At 40.5% G+C, this 15357-nt stretch carries 15 protein-coding genes and 1 riboswitch; of the genes, 5 read left to right on the top strand and 10 right to left on the bottom strand.

Annotated features, from left to right (window positions below):
* Positions 1-171 precede the first annotated feature (171 nt).
* The 3 genes from EWV60_RS14775 to EWV60_RS14765 all read left to right on the top strand — a co-directional run bounded on the left by EWV60_RS14775 (position 172) and on the right by EWV60_RS14765 (position 1172).
* Positions 172-651 (top strand): phosphopyruvate hydratase family protein, encoded by a 480-nt coding sequence (locus EWV60_RS14775; protein WP_502705826.1) that lies wholly within the window; start codon positions 172-174, stop codon positions 649-651.
* A 76-nt stretch (positions 652-727) separates the two neighbouring features.
* Entirely contained in the window at positions 728-1054 is a 327-nt protein-coding gene (locus EWV60_RS14770; RefSeq protein WP_287233047.1) for a hypothetical protein, read from the top strand.
* A complete protein-coding gene (locus EWV60_RS14765) occupies positions 993-1172 on the top strand; it encodes an aldehyde dehydrogenase family protein (RefSeq protein WP_287233045.1) in 180 nt (59 codons plus the stop codon). Before EWV60_RS14770 ends, EWV60_RS14765 begins: the two co-directional genes overlap by 62 nt.
* A 706-nt stretch (positions 1173-1878) precedes the next feature.
* On the opposite strand, the gene EWV60_RS14760 is transcribed toward EWV60_RS14765, so the two are convergent.
* The 10 genes from EWV60_RS14760 to EWV60_RS14715 form a co-directional block, all read right to left on the bottom strand.
* A complete protein-coding gene (locus tag EWV60_RS14760; protein WP_002777580.1) occupies positions 1879-2793 on the bottom strand; it encodes a DNA adenine methylase in 915 nt (304 codons plus the stop codon).
* A 73-nt stretch (positions 2794-2866) separates the two neighbouring features.
* The gene (locus EWV60_RS14755; protein WP_002777581.1) at positions 2867-3382 is read right to left on the bottom strand and encodes an alpha/beta hydrolase; all 516 of its coding nucleotides are present in this window, start codon (positions 3380-3382) and stop codon (positions 2867-2869) included.
* A gap of 167 nt (positions 3383-3549) precedes the next feature.
* Positions 3550-3876 carry a fluorescence recovery protein gene (gene frp / locus EWV60_RS14750; RefSeq protein WP_502705825.1) on the bottom strand — a complete coding sequence of 109 codons (327 nt, stop codon included), beginning with the start codon at positions 3874-3876 and terminating at the stop codon, positions 3550-3552.
* Between the two features lie 229 nt (positions 3877-4105).
* Positions 4106-5068 carry an orange carotenoid-binding protein gene (locus EWV60_RS14745; RefSeq protein ID WP_024969093.1) on the bottom strand — a complete coding sequence of 321 codons (963 nt, stop codon included), beginning with the start codon at positions 5066-5068 and terminating at the stop codon, positions 4106-4108.
* A 301-nt stretch (positions 5069-5369) separates the two neighbouring features.
* Complete coding sequence (locus EWV60_RS14740; protein ID WP_287233039.1) at positions 5370-6128, bottom strand: ABC transporter ATP-binding protein; 759 nt, start codon at positions 6126-6128, stop codon at positions 5370-5372.
* 70 nt (positions 6129-6198) lie between these two features.
* Positions 6199-7014 carry an ABC transporter permease gene (locus tag EWV60_RS14735; protein ID WP_002777588.1) on the bottom strand — a complete coding sequence of 272 codons (816 nt, stop codon included), beginning with the start codon at positions 7012-7014 and terminating at the stop codon, positions 6199-6201.
* An 86-nt stretch (positions 7015-7100) separates the two neighbouring features.
* Positions 7101-8141, bottom strand: coding sequence for an ABC transporter substrate-binding protein (locus tag EWV60_RS14730; RefSeq protein ID WP_287233037.1), 1041 nt, complete (start codon positions 8139-8141; stop codon positions 7101-7103).
* Positions 8142-8339: 198 nt separating this feature from the next.
* Complete coding sequence (hypB, locus tag EWV60_RS14725; RefSeq protein WP_002734828.1) at positions 8340-9029, bottom strand: hydrogenase nickel incorporation protein HypB; 690 nt, start codon at positions 9027-9029, stop codon at positions 8340-8342.
* 58 nt (positions 9030-9087) lie between these two features.
* Positions 9088-9444 carry a hydrogenase maturation nickel metallochaperone HypA gene (gene hypA / locus EWV60_RS14720; protein WP_002760929.1) on the bottom strand — a complete coding sequence of 119 codons (357 nt, stop codon included), beginning with the start codon at positions 9442-9444 and terminating at the stop codon, positions 9088-9090.
* A gap of 6 nt (positions 9445-9450) precedes the next feature.
* Positions 9451-10629: an agmatinase family protein gene (locus EWV60_RS14715; protein WP_287233034.1), complete on the bottom strand. Its 1179-nt coding sequence runs from the start codon at positions 10627-10629 to the stop codon at positions 9451-9453.
* A 68-nt stretch (positions 10630-10697) separates the two neighbouring features.
* A riboswitch (guanidine-I (ykkC/yxkD leader) is annotated at positions 10698-10832 on the bottom strand.
* 270 nt (positions 10833-11102) lie between these two features.
* Between EWV60_RS14715 and EWV60_RS14710 the strand changes: the two genes are divergently transcribed.
* Both EWV60_RS14710 and EWV60_RS14705 read left to right on the top strand, forming a co-directional pair.
* Complete coding sequence (locus EWV60_RS14710; protein ID WP_287233033.1) at positions 11103-12524, top strand: hypothetical protein; 1422 nt, start codon at positions 11103-11105, stop codon at positions 12522-12524.
* Positions 12493-15126 carry a tetratricopeptide repeat protein gene (locus tag EWV60_RS14705; protein WP_287233043.1) on the top strand — a complete coding sequence of 878 codons (2634 nt, stop codon included), beginning with the start codon at positions 12493-12495 and terminating at the stop codon, positions 15124-15126. Before EWV60_RS14710 ends, EWV60_RS14705 begins: the two co-directional genes overlap by 32 nt.
* Positions 15127-15357: the final 231 nt, after the last annotated feature.

Raw genomic sequence — 15357 nt, 5'->3', positions numbered from 1 at the left:
TCATAACTGATCCCTTTTTTCTTAGCATAATCTGATAGTTTCATGTGAACTGCAACGTAAACTTGTACTAACCATATTAGCAGTTGTTTGCAGTCATTTGCATATATTTTTTACAAAACTTTACAATACGAATTTTTTAAATCTGACAAGAGCCGCAAATCTTCCTCAGATATGATCGATCTATGGGAAAGCTGGATCGACCAATACCCGATTATCTCCTTAGAAGATGGTTTGGGAGAAAAGGACTGGGAAGGCTGGCAAGAATTGACCGAGCGGTTAGGCGATCGTGTTCAATTAGTGGCTGATGATATCTTTTGTACCAATCCCAAAATTATTCAGGAAGCGATCAACAAAGGTGTAGGCAATGCCTCTTTGATTAAAGTTAATCAGATTGGGTCTGTCACCGAAACATTAGAAGCAATCAAAACAGCCCGCTCCGGTGGTTATACCATCTATATCAGCCACCGATCCGGGGAAACTCCCGATGATTTTATTGCCGATTTGTCCGTTGCGACAAGCGCAGCCCAACTAAAAACAGGTGCGCCCTGTCGGGGCGAACGGTTAGCCAAATACAACCAGTTGCTCCGCATTGAAGAAGAACTTGGCACTCGCGCTCGTTATGCAGGGTGGACGAACTTCAAGGGAAAGTAGCTTATATGATCCACGCTCATCCTGATCAACGTGATTGAGAGATTATCGGATTCCAATAATTTGAGTTCTAGCCGTCATGAATGCCCCCATTATCACCCAATCCCATACTGTTGAATCCATTTTTCCCACTGCTGACCAGATTCCAGAAGCCTTCCGTATTAAAACTCCCCTCAATCAACGGGAGTATCTGATCAACGGAGAACTGCGTCACTGGGATGGCGAGGTGGAAGAGGTGATTTCTCCCATTCACATCCAGACCGATCAAGGATTGGTAGCCGCTAAAATCGGGCATTTCCCCTTACTTTCAAAAGCAGGAATACTTGGCAGCCCTAAACGCCGCTGTGACTGCCTACAATCGGGGTCGCGGGGTGTGGCCAACCCTGTCTGTTGCCCAACGAATTGAGCATTTGCAAGACTTTGCCTATCGGATGCAAGAACAGCGAGATGAAGTCGTAAACATCCTGATGTGGGAGATTGGCAAATCCTACGCCGATTCGCAGAAGGAATTCGATCTCGCGTAGCGAGCGCGTTGCGACCGCACCCTGGACTATATCCGCGATACCATCGATGCCCTAAAAAATCTCGATCTCGCGTAGTGAGCGCGTTGCGACCGTTCTCAATCAGGACGCTGGTTGCGGCGAAGGAAACTGACTTAAACAAATCTTTGATTACTCAAATCCTCAAAGAACGCCAATCTAATACCATTTCTCTAAATGAAAACTACACATCGAATTTAAGTCACCCTTTTTAAGGGGGATTTAGGGGGATTAAACTTCTGTAGTCAGACTTTGGAGAATTGGTATAATTTCTTGTCAACCGACTTTATTCTCTGAATCTGCAATTGTACCCTTCTCGTTTGCTAGTGTCCCTCGATCAATAAAAGGATTTTGGGAGCTTATCTGATGAAAATCGCTTTTTTTTAGGGTTTATCTGAGTTTGTTATGCAAATCGATGTTCCACTTAGCTGGAAACCCTATCCGGCAAGGGATTAATTCAATTTGGATCTGGAAAAAAACGGGAAAGACTTATCTGGAAGGTGTGTCAAGCTCTTAAGCTACTGATAAACCGCCGAAAAGCATACCAAACTCAGAAGAGCCATCATGCCAAATCCGTTTTTAATAGCGGGATTAATTCCCAAGTTATTGATTGTTTCTCCCTGCTCCACTATACTTTTTAAATGGGATTTAGTGTCATTTTGACCCCTCTTTTCTGTTAGGCTTAATTTTGTCAGTTATTGATCAGTAATTCCCAGATTTCTCCCCTATTATTGCCCTGGGAATTAATATTTCTTCGGGCTTTTACCCTTTGAATATTATAATTTTTATATAAGTCATCAAAAAAATTATTGTCAGAGTCAAAGTTTTTAAGGTCGGAATTGCTTAAAATAAATTTATAACCCGCTCGATCGACTTGATCGATAAATTGTTTTAATCGCATTTGCTCCTCATCGTTAAAATCTTCTTTGGTATAAGAGGTAAAAGCTGATGTTTTTTTAATCGGTTTATAGGGAGGATCAAAATAAAATAAAGTCTTGTTATTGGCATAATTTAGGGTTTGGACAAAATCTCCTTGTAGGATCGTCACTTTCTGTAAATGATGATTGACAGCTAATAAGTTTTCTTCATTGCAGATCAACGGTTTGACATATTTTCCAAAGGGGACATTAAAAAGTCCTTTGCTATTGACTCTATAAAGTCCATTAAAACAAGTTCTATTAAGAAATAATAACAAAACTGTTTTTTCTAGACAGTCATCGCAGCTGCGAGAATTAAATTCTATTCTTTTATCTAAAAAAAACTTTTGTTGTTCCTCTAGATTTTTAAGTTCATAAAAATCCTGCTGAATTTTTTTAAGCTTGACTATTAATTCTTTGAGATTATTTTTAATAACATTATAAGCCATGATTAAATCAGGATTGATGTCATTAATAATAACTTTTTGGACAGGAGAAAAATTATTTAAGACTGAGAATAAAACTGCCCCACCTCCGACAAAAGGTTCAATGTAGTTAAACTGACAATTTTGAGAAATCTGGGAATTAATCAAAGATAGAATATTGGGAACCAGTTGAGTTTTGCCTCCCGCCCACTTTAAAAAAGGTTTGGCGCTAACTGTTTTCCTTTCAGACAAAGAAGTAGTCATTATTATTACTAGATTATCCTAATCTATTCAATTTACAGCGCAATTCATGAAAACCTGAAAGGCGGATTTGATATCAGAAAGGTAAACGGGGCATTTTTTTCAATACTGACTCAATTTGGTTGATTAAATCCAGCAGACGATTGCCATCCACATGAACCTCGCTGGTGGGATAATTAGCGAGGACTTCGATGATTTGAATCTCATTATCATTAATGGCAGAAGTGACTAAGGCACCGCGTAAAGCTTGCCGACTAGCAGTCCGATTGGGTGTATGGACAATTTCAGTCGCATAATCTAGCAAACTTTCGCCAAAAAAACTATTAAGAAATTTGGAAAGAAAGACGGCATCTACCGCTACCCGACGATTAAGGATTTTGCGGAATTCTTCAGGTTTTTGGTTAGCCATCTTTAATTGTGCCGCTAAAGCGGGAGCTAATTCGCCTGTTTCGCTCAATTGCTTTAATTCTGATACCGATACGGACCCTTGGAAGATGTAGTATTTGATGATAGCTGATTCGGCGGCTGACAAAGGCTGACAAACACCGAGAAAGATAGATATTCCTAGGGGAAGTAAAAGATTTTTGAACATAAACCAAAGGTACAAAACAAGCGAAAAGCGATCGGGATGATTGACTCATTCTAGCGAAATTGGTTGCCGCTTAGGAAAAACTGAAGACGGTGTTGGTTATCTAGAGATGAATTTTCTAGTCACCCAACTAGAAGCAGAAAGCTGATAGCTTAATGCCAATCATTAATTTACATTCGCGAGAGGGCAGCGATTTTTGCTAGTTTATCTTTTTCCAAACCGTTGAGATCCTCTAGCTTTAACCATCCTTCCTTTAATAGTTGAGCAAAGACAAAAATTAGGGAAGTATAGCGATACTCATATTTACCATCAATCTGATGTCGTCGGGCGCTTAGATAATCGTGCATTTGCCAGATATCATCTAAAACCGTGATCTGACCAGACTGTTCTTTAATATGTTCTATTAAAGTCCTAGTTTCTCGCTGATAAGCTTTTTGGAAAGCAGTTTGAGCAATTTCTTGTTCGGTATCTGACCAAATTATTTCACTCATAGGCATGATTTTAGTTTTAGGGATGATAATTTTGGGTTTTTGAACTACCTCGACTCTTTTCGCCCACATCTGTAAGAATGATTGTTTAGTTATTCTTACCTAGATCGCAGAAGAAACCGGTGTATTTACCAATTTTTTTAAGTCAGCCTTTTAATTGTATAAAAAAAAGAGTTCACTTGACAAGGAACTCTAATAAGTTTCATCAGAATTTTTAATGATTTCTCTCAGTAGCTATTTAGCCACGGGCAAAGTTTAATAATTCTTTCGGAGAAGCTAATAAATCGATCGCTACGAAGAAAATTTTATTATCAGGAGTTAGGAGGAAGCGCCATGCCATATTCATACCCACACCCGCACCAAACCAGGGGGTTTGTACTTTTCCCGTCACTTTAATCTGAGTAAAACCGTCATCGGCGGGTTCCACTACACCGCATTCGGGGATTAATTTCAAATTTTGGCATTCTTCGCGGAAAAAGCGATATACTGCCTCTTTACCGACGATGGGACGTTGGAAAGGTGGTTGCAGAGCGCCGTCAGGGGTGAATAATTCAATTAATACATCAAAGTCATTAGCGTTGAGGTTGTCCATATAGTTGAGGACGGTGGCATTGGTAACGCCTTCAATGCTAACTTTGGTCCGTTCGGCAATATTTTGGGGAGGAACCACGGGTTCGGAAATACGGTTATAATCGCCCAGTTTCTTCGGATCGTAGCCCATATCGACCACGCAATTCCGCAGAACCGTGATTTGTTGTCCCGACTCTAATTTTTTAATCCCGTCTAAAACGGCGCTGGCATTAGCAGATAGTTCATAACCCTTGGGAATTGGGGCAACACTGCCATCTTCCATCCATTGTCCTAATTGATACCAGAATCCCAGCTTGATATTAGCAGACCAAGTGCCGTAGGTACGACAAATCGGGGTGTCAGCATGGTTGGCTAAGTCGCACATCACCTGCGACTGTTGCAGGGGTGACATCTGCCGAATTTCATTCATGGTTTTTTCGGCAAAGACCATACTAGCAGCGCCGGGGGCGGCAACGGTGATGGTTTTGCCCATTTCTAGATAGGCAAACCAAATCAAGGCTAGTTGATCTTCGGTATTCAGCTGATTGAAACGCGCAATCGTGGCAGGAACCACATCCGCTGATAGCGTGTTGGGGAAAATGCTCCGCGCTGATTCGATCGTAAACGGCATAGATTCACCTTGAAGTAAAGTTTTGTATCAATTTACCATGATTCTATCATATTTGCGCCCCAAGGCAGCACCACTAGAGAAACTTTCCCAAAAAAAGCTGTACTTTAGATCACACTTACCCGGGATTATCACAAAATCTTAATGGTTGAACAACTGTTCCATCACTTATTTAGGGTTGGCGGCAGCAGCGAGCGATCGCTGTTTGGCGATGCTAGATAACGGAAAGTATCTCTAAAGGATGATTTTTGCTGCTCTAACTCGTTTTCAACCCGGGACTACTCTTGATCATCCCTAGTTTTTTCTAGGATTTCTCACCCCGTAGTAGGCCGTAAATTTCATCCGCATAGTCATAAAACTGAGCTTGTCGTTTAATTTTATGATTACGATCTAGGGGTAAATTAATTGTTAATTCTCGTTGTATAGTCCCGGGCCTAGCACTCAAAACATAAATACGTTGAGCTAAAAAAACCGCTTCATCCACATCATGGGTAATCATTAAAATACTACACCTAATTTTTTGCCAAATTTCAATTAAATATTCGTGCATTCTTTCTTTGGTTTGTACATCTAAAGCTGCAAAGGGTTCGTCCATTAATAAAACTTTGGGATGACAAGCAAGAGAACGGGCGATCGCTACCCGTTGTTTCATCCCACCCGATAGTTCTCTGGGGTAAGCATTAGCGAATTGAGTTAAACCGACAATATCCAGATAATAACAGGCCACTTCCCAGCATTCTTTTGTCGATAATCCCTGTAGTTTTAAGCCAAATTCAACATTTTTTTGGATCGTCATCCAGGGATAGAGTGTATAATTTTGGAAAACCATGCCGCGATCGGCTCCTGGCCCTGTCACTTCAACACCATCAACGGTAATTTTGCCGGAAGTGGGCAGCTCTAAACCCGCAATCATTCGCAACAAAGTCGATTTTCCCGAACCAGAGGCCCCGACCGCACAGACAAATTCAGCACTTTCAACGTGTAAATTAATATCTTTCAGAGCGACCACAGCACCTCGTTTAGTGGTGAAAATTTTATTGAGTTGAGTAATTTCTAAGTGCATTAAGGTTCTTCTCTTATCATTAAAATAACTTTATTGGTGACATAATCAACTCTGTTATTGAGTTTTTAAGTTAACGAGTAATTGACCATTTACAAGTCCACTGCAAAAACAAACGAAAACTTAAATCTAGGGCAAAGCCAATAATTCCTAGGACAATTAAACAGGCAAAAATTTCATCGGTTCTCAGAAATTTCTGGGCTAATAAAATCCGTTTGCCTAATCCATTATCCGCCGCCACTAATTCCGCCACTACTACCAAATTCCAGGCGGCCGCCATATTAACCCGAAAAGTATCAATAATATTAGGAATAATATAGGGAGTAATCACTTTAAATAAAACCTGTTTTCGAGTTCCTCCAAGGGTATAAGTTACTTCGATCAATTCACGGGGAATGAACTTAACTGCATCCATAATCATCAGGGTATTAAAGAAAATTGTCCCGATAAAAATCAGCATAATTTTTGATGTTTCTCCAATACCCAAATAAATAACCAATAGGGGAATAAAAGCAGGAGCGGGCATATAACGTACAACGCCAATGATCGGTTCCATTAAACTACGAATACTCGGAAAAGTTCCCATTAAAATCCCCAGGGGAATAGCAAACAATCCTCCCAAAAAAAAGCCCCCAACTACTCGTAAAAAACTGGTAATAGTATCTTGAATTAAAAAGCCCTGTTCTGCCAATTTTCCTAAGGCCTGAATAACGGCTAAAGGAGAAGGCAAAAATACGGATTCAATGCCCGCAAAACTAGAGATTAGTAACCAGAAAATAAGCGGGACAATAATAGAGGAAACCATTAAAGTCCATTTGAGGGATTCGGGAATATCCTCGGTAATCCGCCAAAAAGTGCTTTGAGGAAGCGTTTTAGGTGTTGTGGTCATGGGATTTGCCAAAGAAAAGAATAATTTTGATAGCCAATATCACCCAGTTATCAAACAATTCTTGAAGTCAATGATCGAGGGACTAATTAGGATTTTTTGTCTTGATTTGCCAACGACTTGACAAATTTGGGCTCTAAAATGGTTGTTAGATCGGGGACTTTTTTAATAAAGCCAACTTCCCTCATAAAACCAGCCATTTTTTGAGCGGCAAAGGGCATATTTTTCATGGTTTTCCCCGGACTAAAAGCTTCTAGGTTTTCTTCTAAGGTGAAAAACTTCGTTCCCTCTTTATATAAGGCCAATTCTTCTGGGCTAATGCCGGCACGCTTGGCCATAATCTCATCGGCTTTTTGGGGATTTTTAGCCATAAACTCTCGAACATCAAACCAGGTTTTGACAAGAGCCTGAACCTGTTCTGGTTTTTCTTTGATTAATTTGGCACTGACAACTAATAAATCAGGAATAGCACCGGGAAAAGCTTTGGAACTAATTAATTCTTTAGAACCTTTTCTTTTAAGGGCTGTTGACCAAAAAGGTGGAAAAGCACCAACTGCATCTACTTTTCCCGATGCAAAAGCGGCAGCAGCAGACCCTGTTTCCATGGGGACAATTTGCACATCTTTACGGCTCATTCCTTCTTTTTCTAGAGCTAAACTGAGGAGAAAATCACCGACAACGCCTTCTTCAGCAGCAACTTTTTTGCCTTTTAAATCTTGAATCGTTTTAATCTCTTCTGTGACAATAACTTTGTCATTTCCTGACGAGTTATCATTAACTAAAACAGCAACTTGACCATTCACTGCATCTCCCGCAAAAGCGATTGTATCGTTGAGAGTTTGGCTATTTCCATCTAATTGTCCGGCAGCTAAAGCTTGCAAGGATTCAAGATAACCATCAAACCATTTCATTTGAACATTAGCCCCATTTTTAGCAAATAATCCCTCTTCTTCAGCGATCGCCCATGGCCACCAACCGGCCCAATTACTATAACCGATGACAATGGGGGCAGTATTACTCAGAGAACTACTTGCATTGGGGGTTTGCTGAGGAGCTTGATTACAACTAATGGTCAGGAGTAAGCTACTAAAAAAAACGAGAAGTAAGGAGAAAAAATTGCGCCGTTTCATAGGTAATAGCCTAATAGCCTTTAGAGGTGACAGATAGTAAGTAACGAAGATAGATTTTGCCTTTGATCCCCCCTTAATCCCCCCTTGATAAGGGGGGTGCTAATAGACGGGGGGATACCCCCTTGATAAGGGGGGAATCTGAGAATTTTTAACACCTACCTAATTAAAACAGAAATAAATCTCAAAAACTGTTACTGATTAACAATTCAAAAACCTCGGAATATTGACTTGGCTTTTTAGCCAATTTAACCAGTCTTCTAAACCTTCTCCTGTTTGAGCAGAAAGAGCGATAATCTTTACATCGGGATTCATAGAACGAACATTTGCTTCTAAACGTTGTAAATCAATCTCTAAATAAGGAGCCAGATCTAATTTGGTAATAATCAGACAATCCGCTTCTTGAAACATAATTGGATATTTGAGGGGTTTATCTTCTCCTTCAGTAATACTTAATAGAGCAACTTTAGCGTGTTCCCCTACCTCAAATTCGGCGGGACAAACTAAATTTCCCACATTTTCCACCAACAATAAATCAAACTCTTTGGGGTTATAATCTTCTTTGAAACGATGAATTCCCCCAGCTACCATTTTGGAATCTAAGTGACAGGAGCGACCCGTATTAATGGCAATCACGGGAACTCCATATTGTCTCAGGCGCTCTGCATCTAGTTCTGTAGTCATATCTCCTTCAATAACAGCCATTTTTAATTGATCTTTTAAGGCTGCGAGGGTTTTTTCCAATAATACAGTTTTACCCGCACCAGGACTACTCATCAGGTTTAAACAGGTGATGCCCCACTCGTCAAAATGTTCCCGGTTGTGATCGGCTCCTGCTTGATTGGCATGAAGTAGATTAATTTCTAGGGCCGCGTCAAAAGTTTGGTGCATTTTAGTTGAGAATGAATAATTGATCATCGAACTTGTAGAAGCGATCGCCCAACTTTGTTTAAGAATCTAAAGAATATTCAATGTGGTCAATTTTTAACTCTCGACCTGAACGAATATCCTCCATCGGCGATCGACAAGTTGGGCAGGAATATTGCTGGCCAATTTGGGGTTGATAATCCTTTTGACAGCAATGACAATAAGCAATTAGGGGAATATTTTTAATCGCTAATTCCACGCCAGCCAGAAAAGTATTGGCAGTTTGAACTTCAAAGGCAAATTGTAAACTGACCGGTTCGACACAGGTAAATTCACCAACCATGAGATGAATTTTTTCAATTTTGAGCTTTTCAGGTTGGCTATCATACCAATCTCGAACTGTCATAATTAACGCCTTGGTCATATCAGTTTCGTGCATAGGAAATTACTGCCAGGGTTCGTCAACGGCCAGATTGGCATCAGGATGAATATAATAGGGCTTTTCTTTACGCGGTAATTGACCTGAAATAACCAGATGAGCCATGGCATCACAAATAACACGGGTAGCCATCAAAGAGGTCATATCACTAATATCGTAGGGAGGGGAAACTTCCACCACTTCCATACCACAAATGGGAGCTTTTTGGATAATTTTACCCAATAAAGCTAAGGCTTCACGGGGTAATAAACCCCCCGGTTCTGGCCAACCCGTGCCGGGGACAAAACCGGCATCAATGCAATCAATATCAAAACTAATCCAAACGCAATCCGTACCATCTAAAGCTCGTTCTAAGGCAAATTCGGCGGCCGCATCAATGCCTCGTTCTACAATGTCGGTGACGGTCAAAATATTAGTGGCCCGCTCGCGGCAAACTTTAACACCTTGACGGGGAACTTGCCAACCACCAATCCCTAATTGGACGAGATTTTTAGCGGGAGCATTTTTCATATTGGTGGCATGAAACCAGGGGCAAGTGTGCATCCGTTCATCTAAATCCGTTTCCTGGGTATCCACATGGCGATCAAAGTGAATAATACCAACTTTTTTATTCCCTAAATGCCGACAAATACCCCGCACTGTCGGAAAACCAATAGAATGATCACCCCCTAAAATAATCGGCAAGGCACCGGAACTAAAGACATGGGCAACCCCTTTAGAGATTTGATCAAAGGACTTTTCATTATTAGCAGGAATGGTGAAAATATCCCCTAAATCACAGAGCGTAATTTGTTCGCGCAGATCTACCCCTAATTCAAAATTGTAGGGCGTATAAAGGGCCGAAATCCGCCGAATTCCCTGGGGTCCAAAACGAGTTCCGGGTCGGTAAGTTGTCCCCGAATCATGGGGAACACCGACGATGGCCACGTCATAATTGCCCACATTCCGCACATCTTCCAAATAGGGGGCCTTCATAAAGGTGTTAATTCCCGCATAGTGGGGTAACTCACCCCTGGAAAAGGTGGGAATACTGCGATCGCGAATACTATCGGCCGCCTCTAAACCGTAGGTTAACCCCTGAGAAACTTCCTGTTGCCAACCGGTTAGGGGCAAATGGCGTTCTTTTTCTAGGGCCTGTTCAGCTTCGGTTAAATGCGGGGTTTGAAAAGTAGATTCCTCGGACATCATTTCACCTCAAAATACAATAACCCGGGAGTCTTCAAAGACACTGCCTCAAAACAGTTACCCTTAAAGTCTCCCGGGCTTTTATCCCGCCGTGTAGCCAGCTTAGATGGAAAAAATTTTTGATCCGATCATTTAAGACTAGCTTGCTCCTCTCGGACCTGACATTTAAGGACGCTTAAATCGGAACCCTAGAAGCAATTTCCTTGAACTTAGACGATCTCAATCCCAAAAACAGTATCATAGACTACACAAAAGGGGATTTTTCCCGCTTAAATATGGTTTGCTGAATAATTAGGTGGGTATTAAAAACTTTCAGATGCCCCCCTTATTAAGGGGGGATCCCCCCGCCTTCGGCTTCCCCCCTTATCAAGGGGGGCTAGGGGGGATCGAACCTAAAATCCATTTTTAATTTAATTATAACCAGCTACTTATATAATAAAAAGTATCTCCAGAGAATGATTTTTCCTGTCTCTATGCAACACCCCTCTCTGACTCGCTTTGAACCTGCGACTACTCTTGATGAAATCCATTTAACTATATCTCCTGAACCCCTATTAACTCAGAAGGAAATAGATGCTTTTTATCGAGAAGAAATGAATAAGGTGAGAGGGGAAGATAAAATTCAGCGTCTAAAATTAGGGTTAAAACGGGTCATAGATACGCAACAATATTACAAAGCCTGTTTAATGGGACACACGGGGGTAGGCAAATCGACAGAATTAACTCGTTTAATTAATGATCATGAGATTAAACAGCATTTTGAACCCCTGCGATTTAGTGTTTTAAGTGAACTCGATGCGATTAATTTCAGTCCCCTTGATGTGTTTCTCTTTATGGTGGTGGAAATTGTTGAGAAAACCGCTAAAATTTCTCGACAACCCAGTAATGAAAATTTACAAAAGCTTTGGGATTGGTTTAGTTCTGAAGAATTCACCCGCAAGGAAACCAGAGAAAGTCAAATCAAAACGGAAGCAGGAGCGGGAGTAAAGGAAGATTCTTTCTGGAATAAAATTCTCGGACTTTTTGCCTCTCTCAAGGGAGAATTCCGGTTTGCTTCCTCGCGAGAGAAAAAAGTTGTTGAATACCGTCTTTCCCGTTCCAGAGATTTAATTAATATTGCTAATCAACTCCTGAAAGAGTGTAATCAGAACTTACAGGAAACTATGCAGAGAAGCTGGTTAATTATTGGAGAAGACTTCGATAAAGCTGGTGTTTCACAAGAAGCGGTCAGGGATTTATTTTTAAACTATTCTAACATTTTCAAAGATTTAGACATTCACATTATTTTTAATATTCCGATTGGATTGTATAATTCATCTCCTGGGATTAACCTCACTTTTGACCATAATCTCCTGATTCCCGATACTCCAGTTTTTTGCCAAAAAGATCATACTCCTAACCAAAAAGGACGGGAAGCAGTGAGAAAAGTTTTAGAAGCAAGAGTTAAATCTAATTTATTTGAAGATGGACAAATAGAGCGGGTTATTATTGCCTCTGGTGGCAATATCAGAGATTTATTTTATTTAGTTAGAGAAGCTTCTGATGAAGCAATTGTCAATAAACAAAACCTGATCATGTCTAGTCATATTAGCAGGGCAATTCGCAGTTTAAGAACAGAATATGAAAGACGTTTAGGCCAAAATCCTTATGATATCGATTCTGTTAGTTATGGGGATAAGGTAGCATTGTTAAAACGAATTTATGATGCTAATCCGGAAGCACAAATTCCCAATGAGATATTATACGCTTTATTAAATGATCGAGCGATTCAAGAAGTAGATGGAGACGGGGAAAGATGCTTTATGGTGCATCCCCTTGTGGTTGATATTTTAAATGCTCAAGGTCATATTCCTACTGGTCCCGATGGAGGTGTCCCCGGTGGTACATCAAGTTAATCAAACTAATCGATCGGAGTTAGAACCGGGTACTATTTCCCATACGGCAGCTCGTTTGCTATTATGGGGACGAAGACCATCTAGAGGTTTAGCTAGGGTGGAATTTTATGATGATTTTTCCCGTCAGCAAGTAGTTAGAGAATTAGAGAATAAACTGCAAGAACAAGGCATTATTTTTCATAAAATTGTCTTACCAAGATGGGAAAAACCCTCTTTTGTCTTGAACTTCTTGTTAACACAATTGGCAGAATTGGAGTCGGGAGTAGTATCAATTACTGGTTTTGAAACCGCTTTTTCTAATGCTTCCCTAGTAGATGCCTTGCAATTAATTAATTTCAATCGAGAAAATTTAGCTCGCTTTAATCTCCGACAAATTTGGTGGATGAATCATGATTTTACTAACAAAGTTATTCTCTATATGCCAGATTTAAATTCTTGGTTTTTCCTGCGGTTATTTTTAACAGAAAATTCAACCCAAGCTACCAACTATAATCAGCTATTTACCGATAAAAATACCGTTCATGATCCCTATAATTTACCAGGAACAGCAGTTAACTTTGTTGGTAGAGAACAGGAATTATCCCGGATTCATCAAGCTTTTCAGCAATCTTCCCCAATTGTTTTAAGTGGGATGGGAGGTTCGGGAAAAACTGAATTAGCTTTACAGTATGCTTGGCAACATAAAGGGGATTATCCTGCGGGTATTTGTTGGATAAATGTCCTTAACAGTGACCCCGGTTTGGCTATTTTATTTTTTGCCAGAGAATACCTGGGTTTAAACATCCCCAATCAGGGAACCTTAAGTGAACGAGTGCGTTACTGTTGGCAAAATTGGCCCGAGGGAAATGCTTTAATTATTTTTGATGATGTGCGTGACTACGACCAAATTACATCTTATCTACCACCGGGAAAAGAATCTCGTTTTCGGGTTTTAATTACCACTCGCTTTAGTTACTTAGGGGTATCGCTATCAACGATAAACTTAGATGTTCTCACAGCAGCGCAAGCTTTAGATTTACTGCAAACCTACTTAGGAAAAGAACGTCTAACCGCGGAGTTAGAGGCAGCCAAGCAACTTTGTCAGTGTTTAGGATATTTGCCTCTAGGATTACAATTACTAGGCAGTTTTCTGAGACAAGCAACCACTGAAACTTTAGCAAATATCAAGGAAAAATTCCCCAAAAAAGGCTTAAAATATCTCAACTCTGATAAGGAGGAAGTCCGCAGTATTAAAACAATTCTCGATCTCAGTTGGCAACTGTTAGAAACAGAAGAACAAAAATTAGCTCTTTGTCTCAGTTTATTTGCTTCGGCACCTTTTCCCAAGCACTTAATCATCAGTTTATTTTCTGATGAAGCTAAAGACGAGATAGAAAAATGGTTAACCGATAGCTTGGTTAAGCTTAATTTGCTGAAATCTTTAGGCAATGAATGGTATCAACTGCATCCCCTCATCCGTCTTTATCTACGGGAAAAATTAGAAGGTTCCGAGATAGCCAATACCGCAAAAAGTCGTTATTGTACGGTGATGACAGATACATCGAGAACAGTCCCCCAAACTCTCACTCTAGATATTATTCAAAATCTGACTCCCTTAATTCCCCATATTGAACAAGCTGTCAGGGAATATCCGGAATATATCGCTGATAAGGATTTAGTTTCGTCCTATACGGGTTTAGCTCGGTATTATGAAGGACAAGGATTGTATGCTATTGCTGAACCCTACTATCAAGATTGTTTAACCGCAACTCGAACCCACTTAGGAGACAATCATCCCGATGTGGCAGCTTCCCTCAACAATTTAGCAGCATTGTACCGTTCCCAAGGCAGGTACACAGAAGCGGAACCTCTCTATCTAGAAGCTTTAGATTTGTTAAAACGACTCTTAGGAGACAATCATCCCCATGTGGCAACTTCCCTCAACAATTTAGCAGCATTGTACCGTTCCCAAGGTAGGTACACAGAAGCGGAACCTCTCTATCTAGAAGCTTTAGATTTGAGAAAACAACTCTTAGGAGACAATCATCCCCATGTGGCAACTTCCCTCAACAATTTAGCAGCATTATACTATTCCCAAGGCAGGTACACAGAAGCGGAACCTCTCTATCTAGAAGCATTAGATTTGTATAAACGACTCTTAGGAGACAATCATCCCTCTGTGGCACTTTCCCTCAACAATTTAGCAGCATTGTACGATTCCCAAGGCAGGTACACAGAAGCGGAACCTCTCTATCGAGAAGCTTTAGATTTGGATAAACGACTCTTAGGAGACAATCATCCCCATGTGGCAAGTTCCCTCAACAATTTAGCAGGATTGTACCATTCTCAAGGCAGGTACACAGAAGCGGAACCTCTCCTTCTAGAAGCATTAGATTTGAGAAAACGACTCTTAGGAGACAATCATCCCGATGTGGCACTTTCCCTCAACAATTTAGCACACTTGTACAATTCCCAAGGCAGGTACACAGAAGCGGAACCTCTCTATCTAGAAGCGATTAAGATTGCTACCCAAGTATTAGGGAAAAATCATCCCCATACCCAAACAATTATGGAGAACTATAAAACTATGTTGTCGCAACTCCAGCAAGCAGAATCAAGATGAGTTAGAGTTTAAATGCTTGGGAAAAGAGGGTTCGTAGGCGCACGGATTTTCCATTATGAATATAGTATCATGTCAAGGGGCTTTTGTCAAGAGAAAATTTGACAACATCCAGAAAAACCTAGCCGATTGTAGGGGTAATTCATGAATTACCCCTACACCTATTACCTAGTCCAGTAACCCACCACCAATCATCGACTATGATTGAATTAATCACTGATAACTGATAACTGA

Source organism: Microcystis sp. Msp_OC_L_20101000_S702, from assembly GCF_007095705.1.
Lineage (GTDB): Bacteria > Cyanobacteriota > Cyanobacteriia > Cyanobacteriales > Microcystaceae > Microcystis > Microcystis ichthyoblabe_A.
The sequence above is the reverse complement of the archived record's forward strand: the minus strand, read 5'-3'. Positions and strand labels throughout refer to the sequence as shown.

Bases quoted from the DNA above. Each gene is read 5' to 3' on its own strand.
- EWV60_RS14705 (WP_287233043.1), top strand. From the start codon at position 12,493: ATGGAGGTGTCCCCGGTGGTACATCAAGTTAATCAAACTAATCGATCG.
- hypB (WP_002734828.1), bottom strand. From the start codon at position 9,029: ATGCACCAAACTTTTGACGCGGCCCTAGAAATTAATCTACTTCATGCC.
- EWV60_RS14755 (WP_002777581.1), bottom strand. From the start codon at position 3,382: ATGTTCAAAAATCTTTTACTTCCCCTAGGAATATCTATCTTTCTCGGT.
- EWV60_RS14770 (WP_287233047.1), top strand. From the start codon at position 728: ATGAATGCCCCCATTATCACCCAATCCCATACTGTTGAATCCATTTTT.
- frp (WP_502705825.1), bottom strand. From the start codon at position 3,876: ATGCCTATGAGTGAAATAATTTGGTCAGATACCGAACAAGAAATTGCT.
- EWV60_RS14735 (WP_002777588.1), bottom strand. From the start codon at position 7,014: ATGACCACAACACCTAAAACGCTTCCTCAAAGCACTTTTTGGCGGATT.
- EWV60_RS14760 (WP_002777580.1), bottom strand. From the start codon at position 2,793: ATGACTACTTCTTTGTCTGAAAGGAAAACAGTTAGCGCCAAACCTTTT.
- hypA (WP_002760929.1), bottom strand. From the start codon at position 9,444: ATGCACGAAACTGATATGACCAAGGCGTTAATTATGACAGTTCGAGAT.
- EWV60_RS14715 (WP_287233034.1), bottom strand. From the start codon at position 10,629: ATGTCCGAGGAATCTACTTTTCAAACCCCGCATTTAACCGAAGCTGAA.
- EWV60_RS14775 (WP_502705826.1), top strand. From the start codon at position 172: ATGATCGATCTATGGGAAAGCTGGATCGACCAATACCCGATTATCTCC.
- EWV60_RS14710 (WP_287233033.1), top strand. From the start codon at position 11,103: ATGCAACACCCCTCTCTGACTCGCTTTGAACCTGCGACTACTCTTGAT.
- EWV60_RS14740 (WP_287233039.1), bottom strand. From the start codon at position 6,128: ATGCACTTAGAAATTACTCAACTCAATAAAATTTTCACCACTAAACGA.
- EWV60_RS14730 (WP_287233037.1), bottom strand. From the start codon at position 8,141: ATGAAACGGCGCAATTTTTTCTCCTTACTTCTCGTTTTTTTTAGTAGC.
- EWV60_RS14745 (WP_024969093.1), bottom strand. From the start codon at position 5,068: ATGCCGTTTACGATCGAATCAGCGCGGAGCATTTTCCCCAACACGCTA.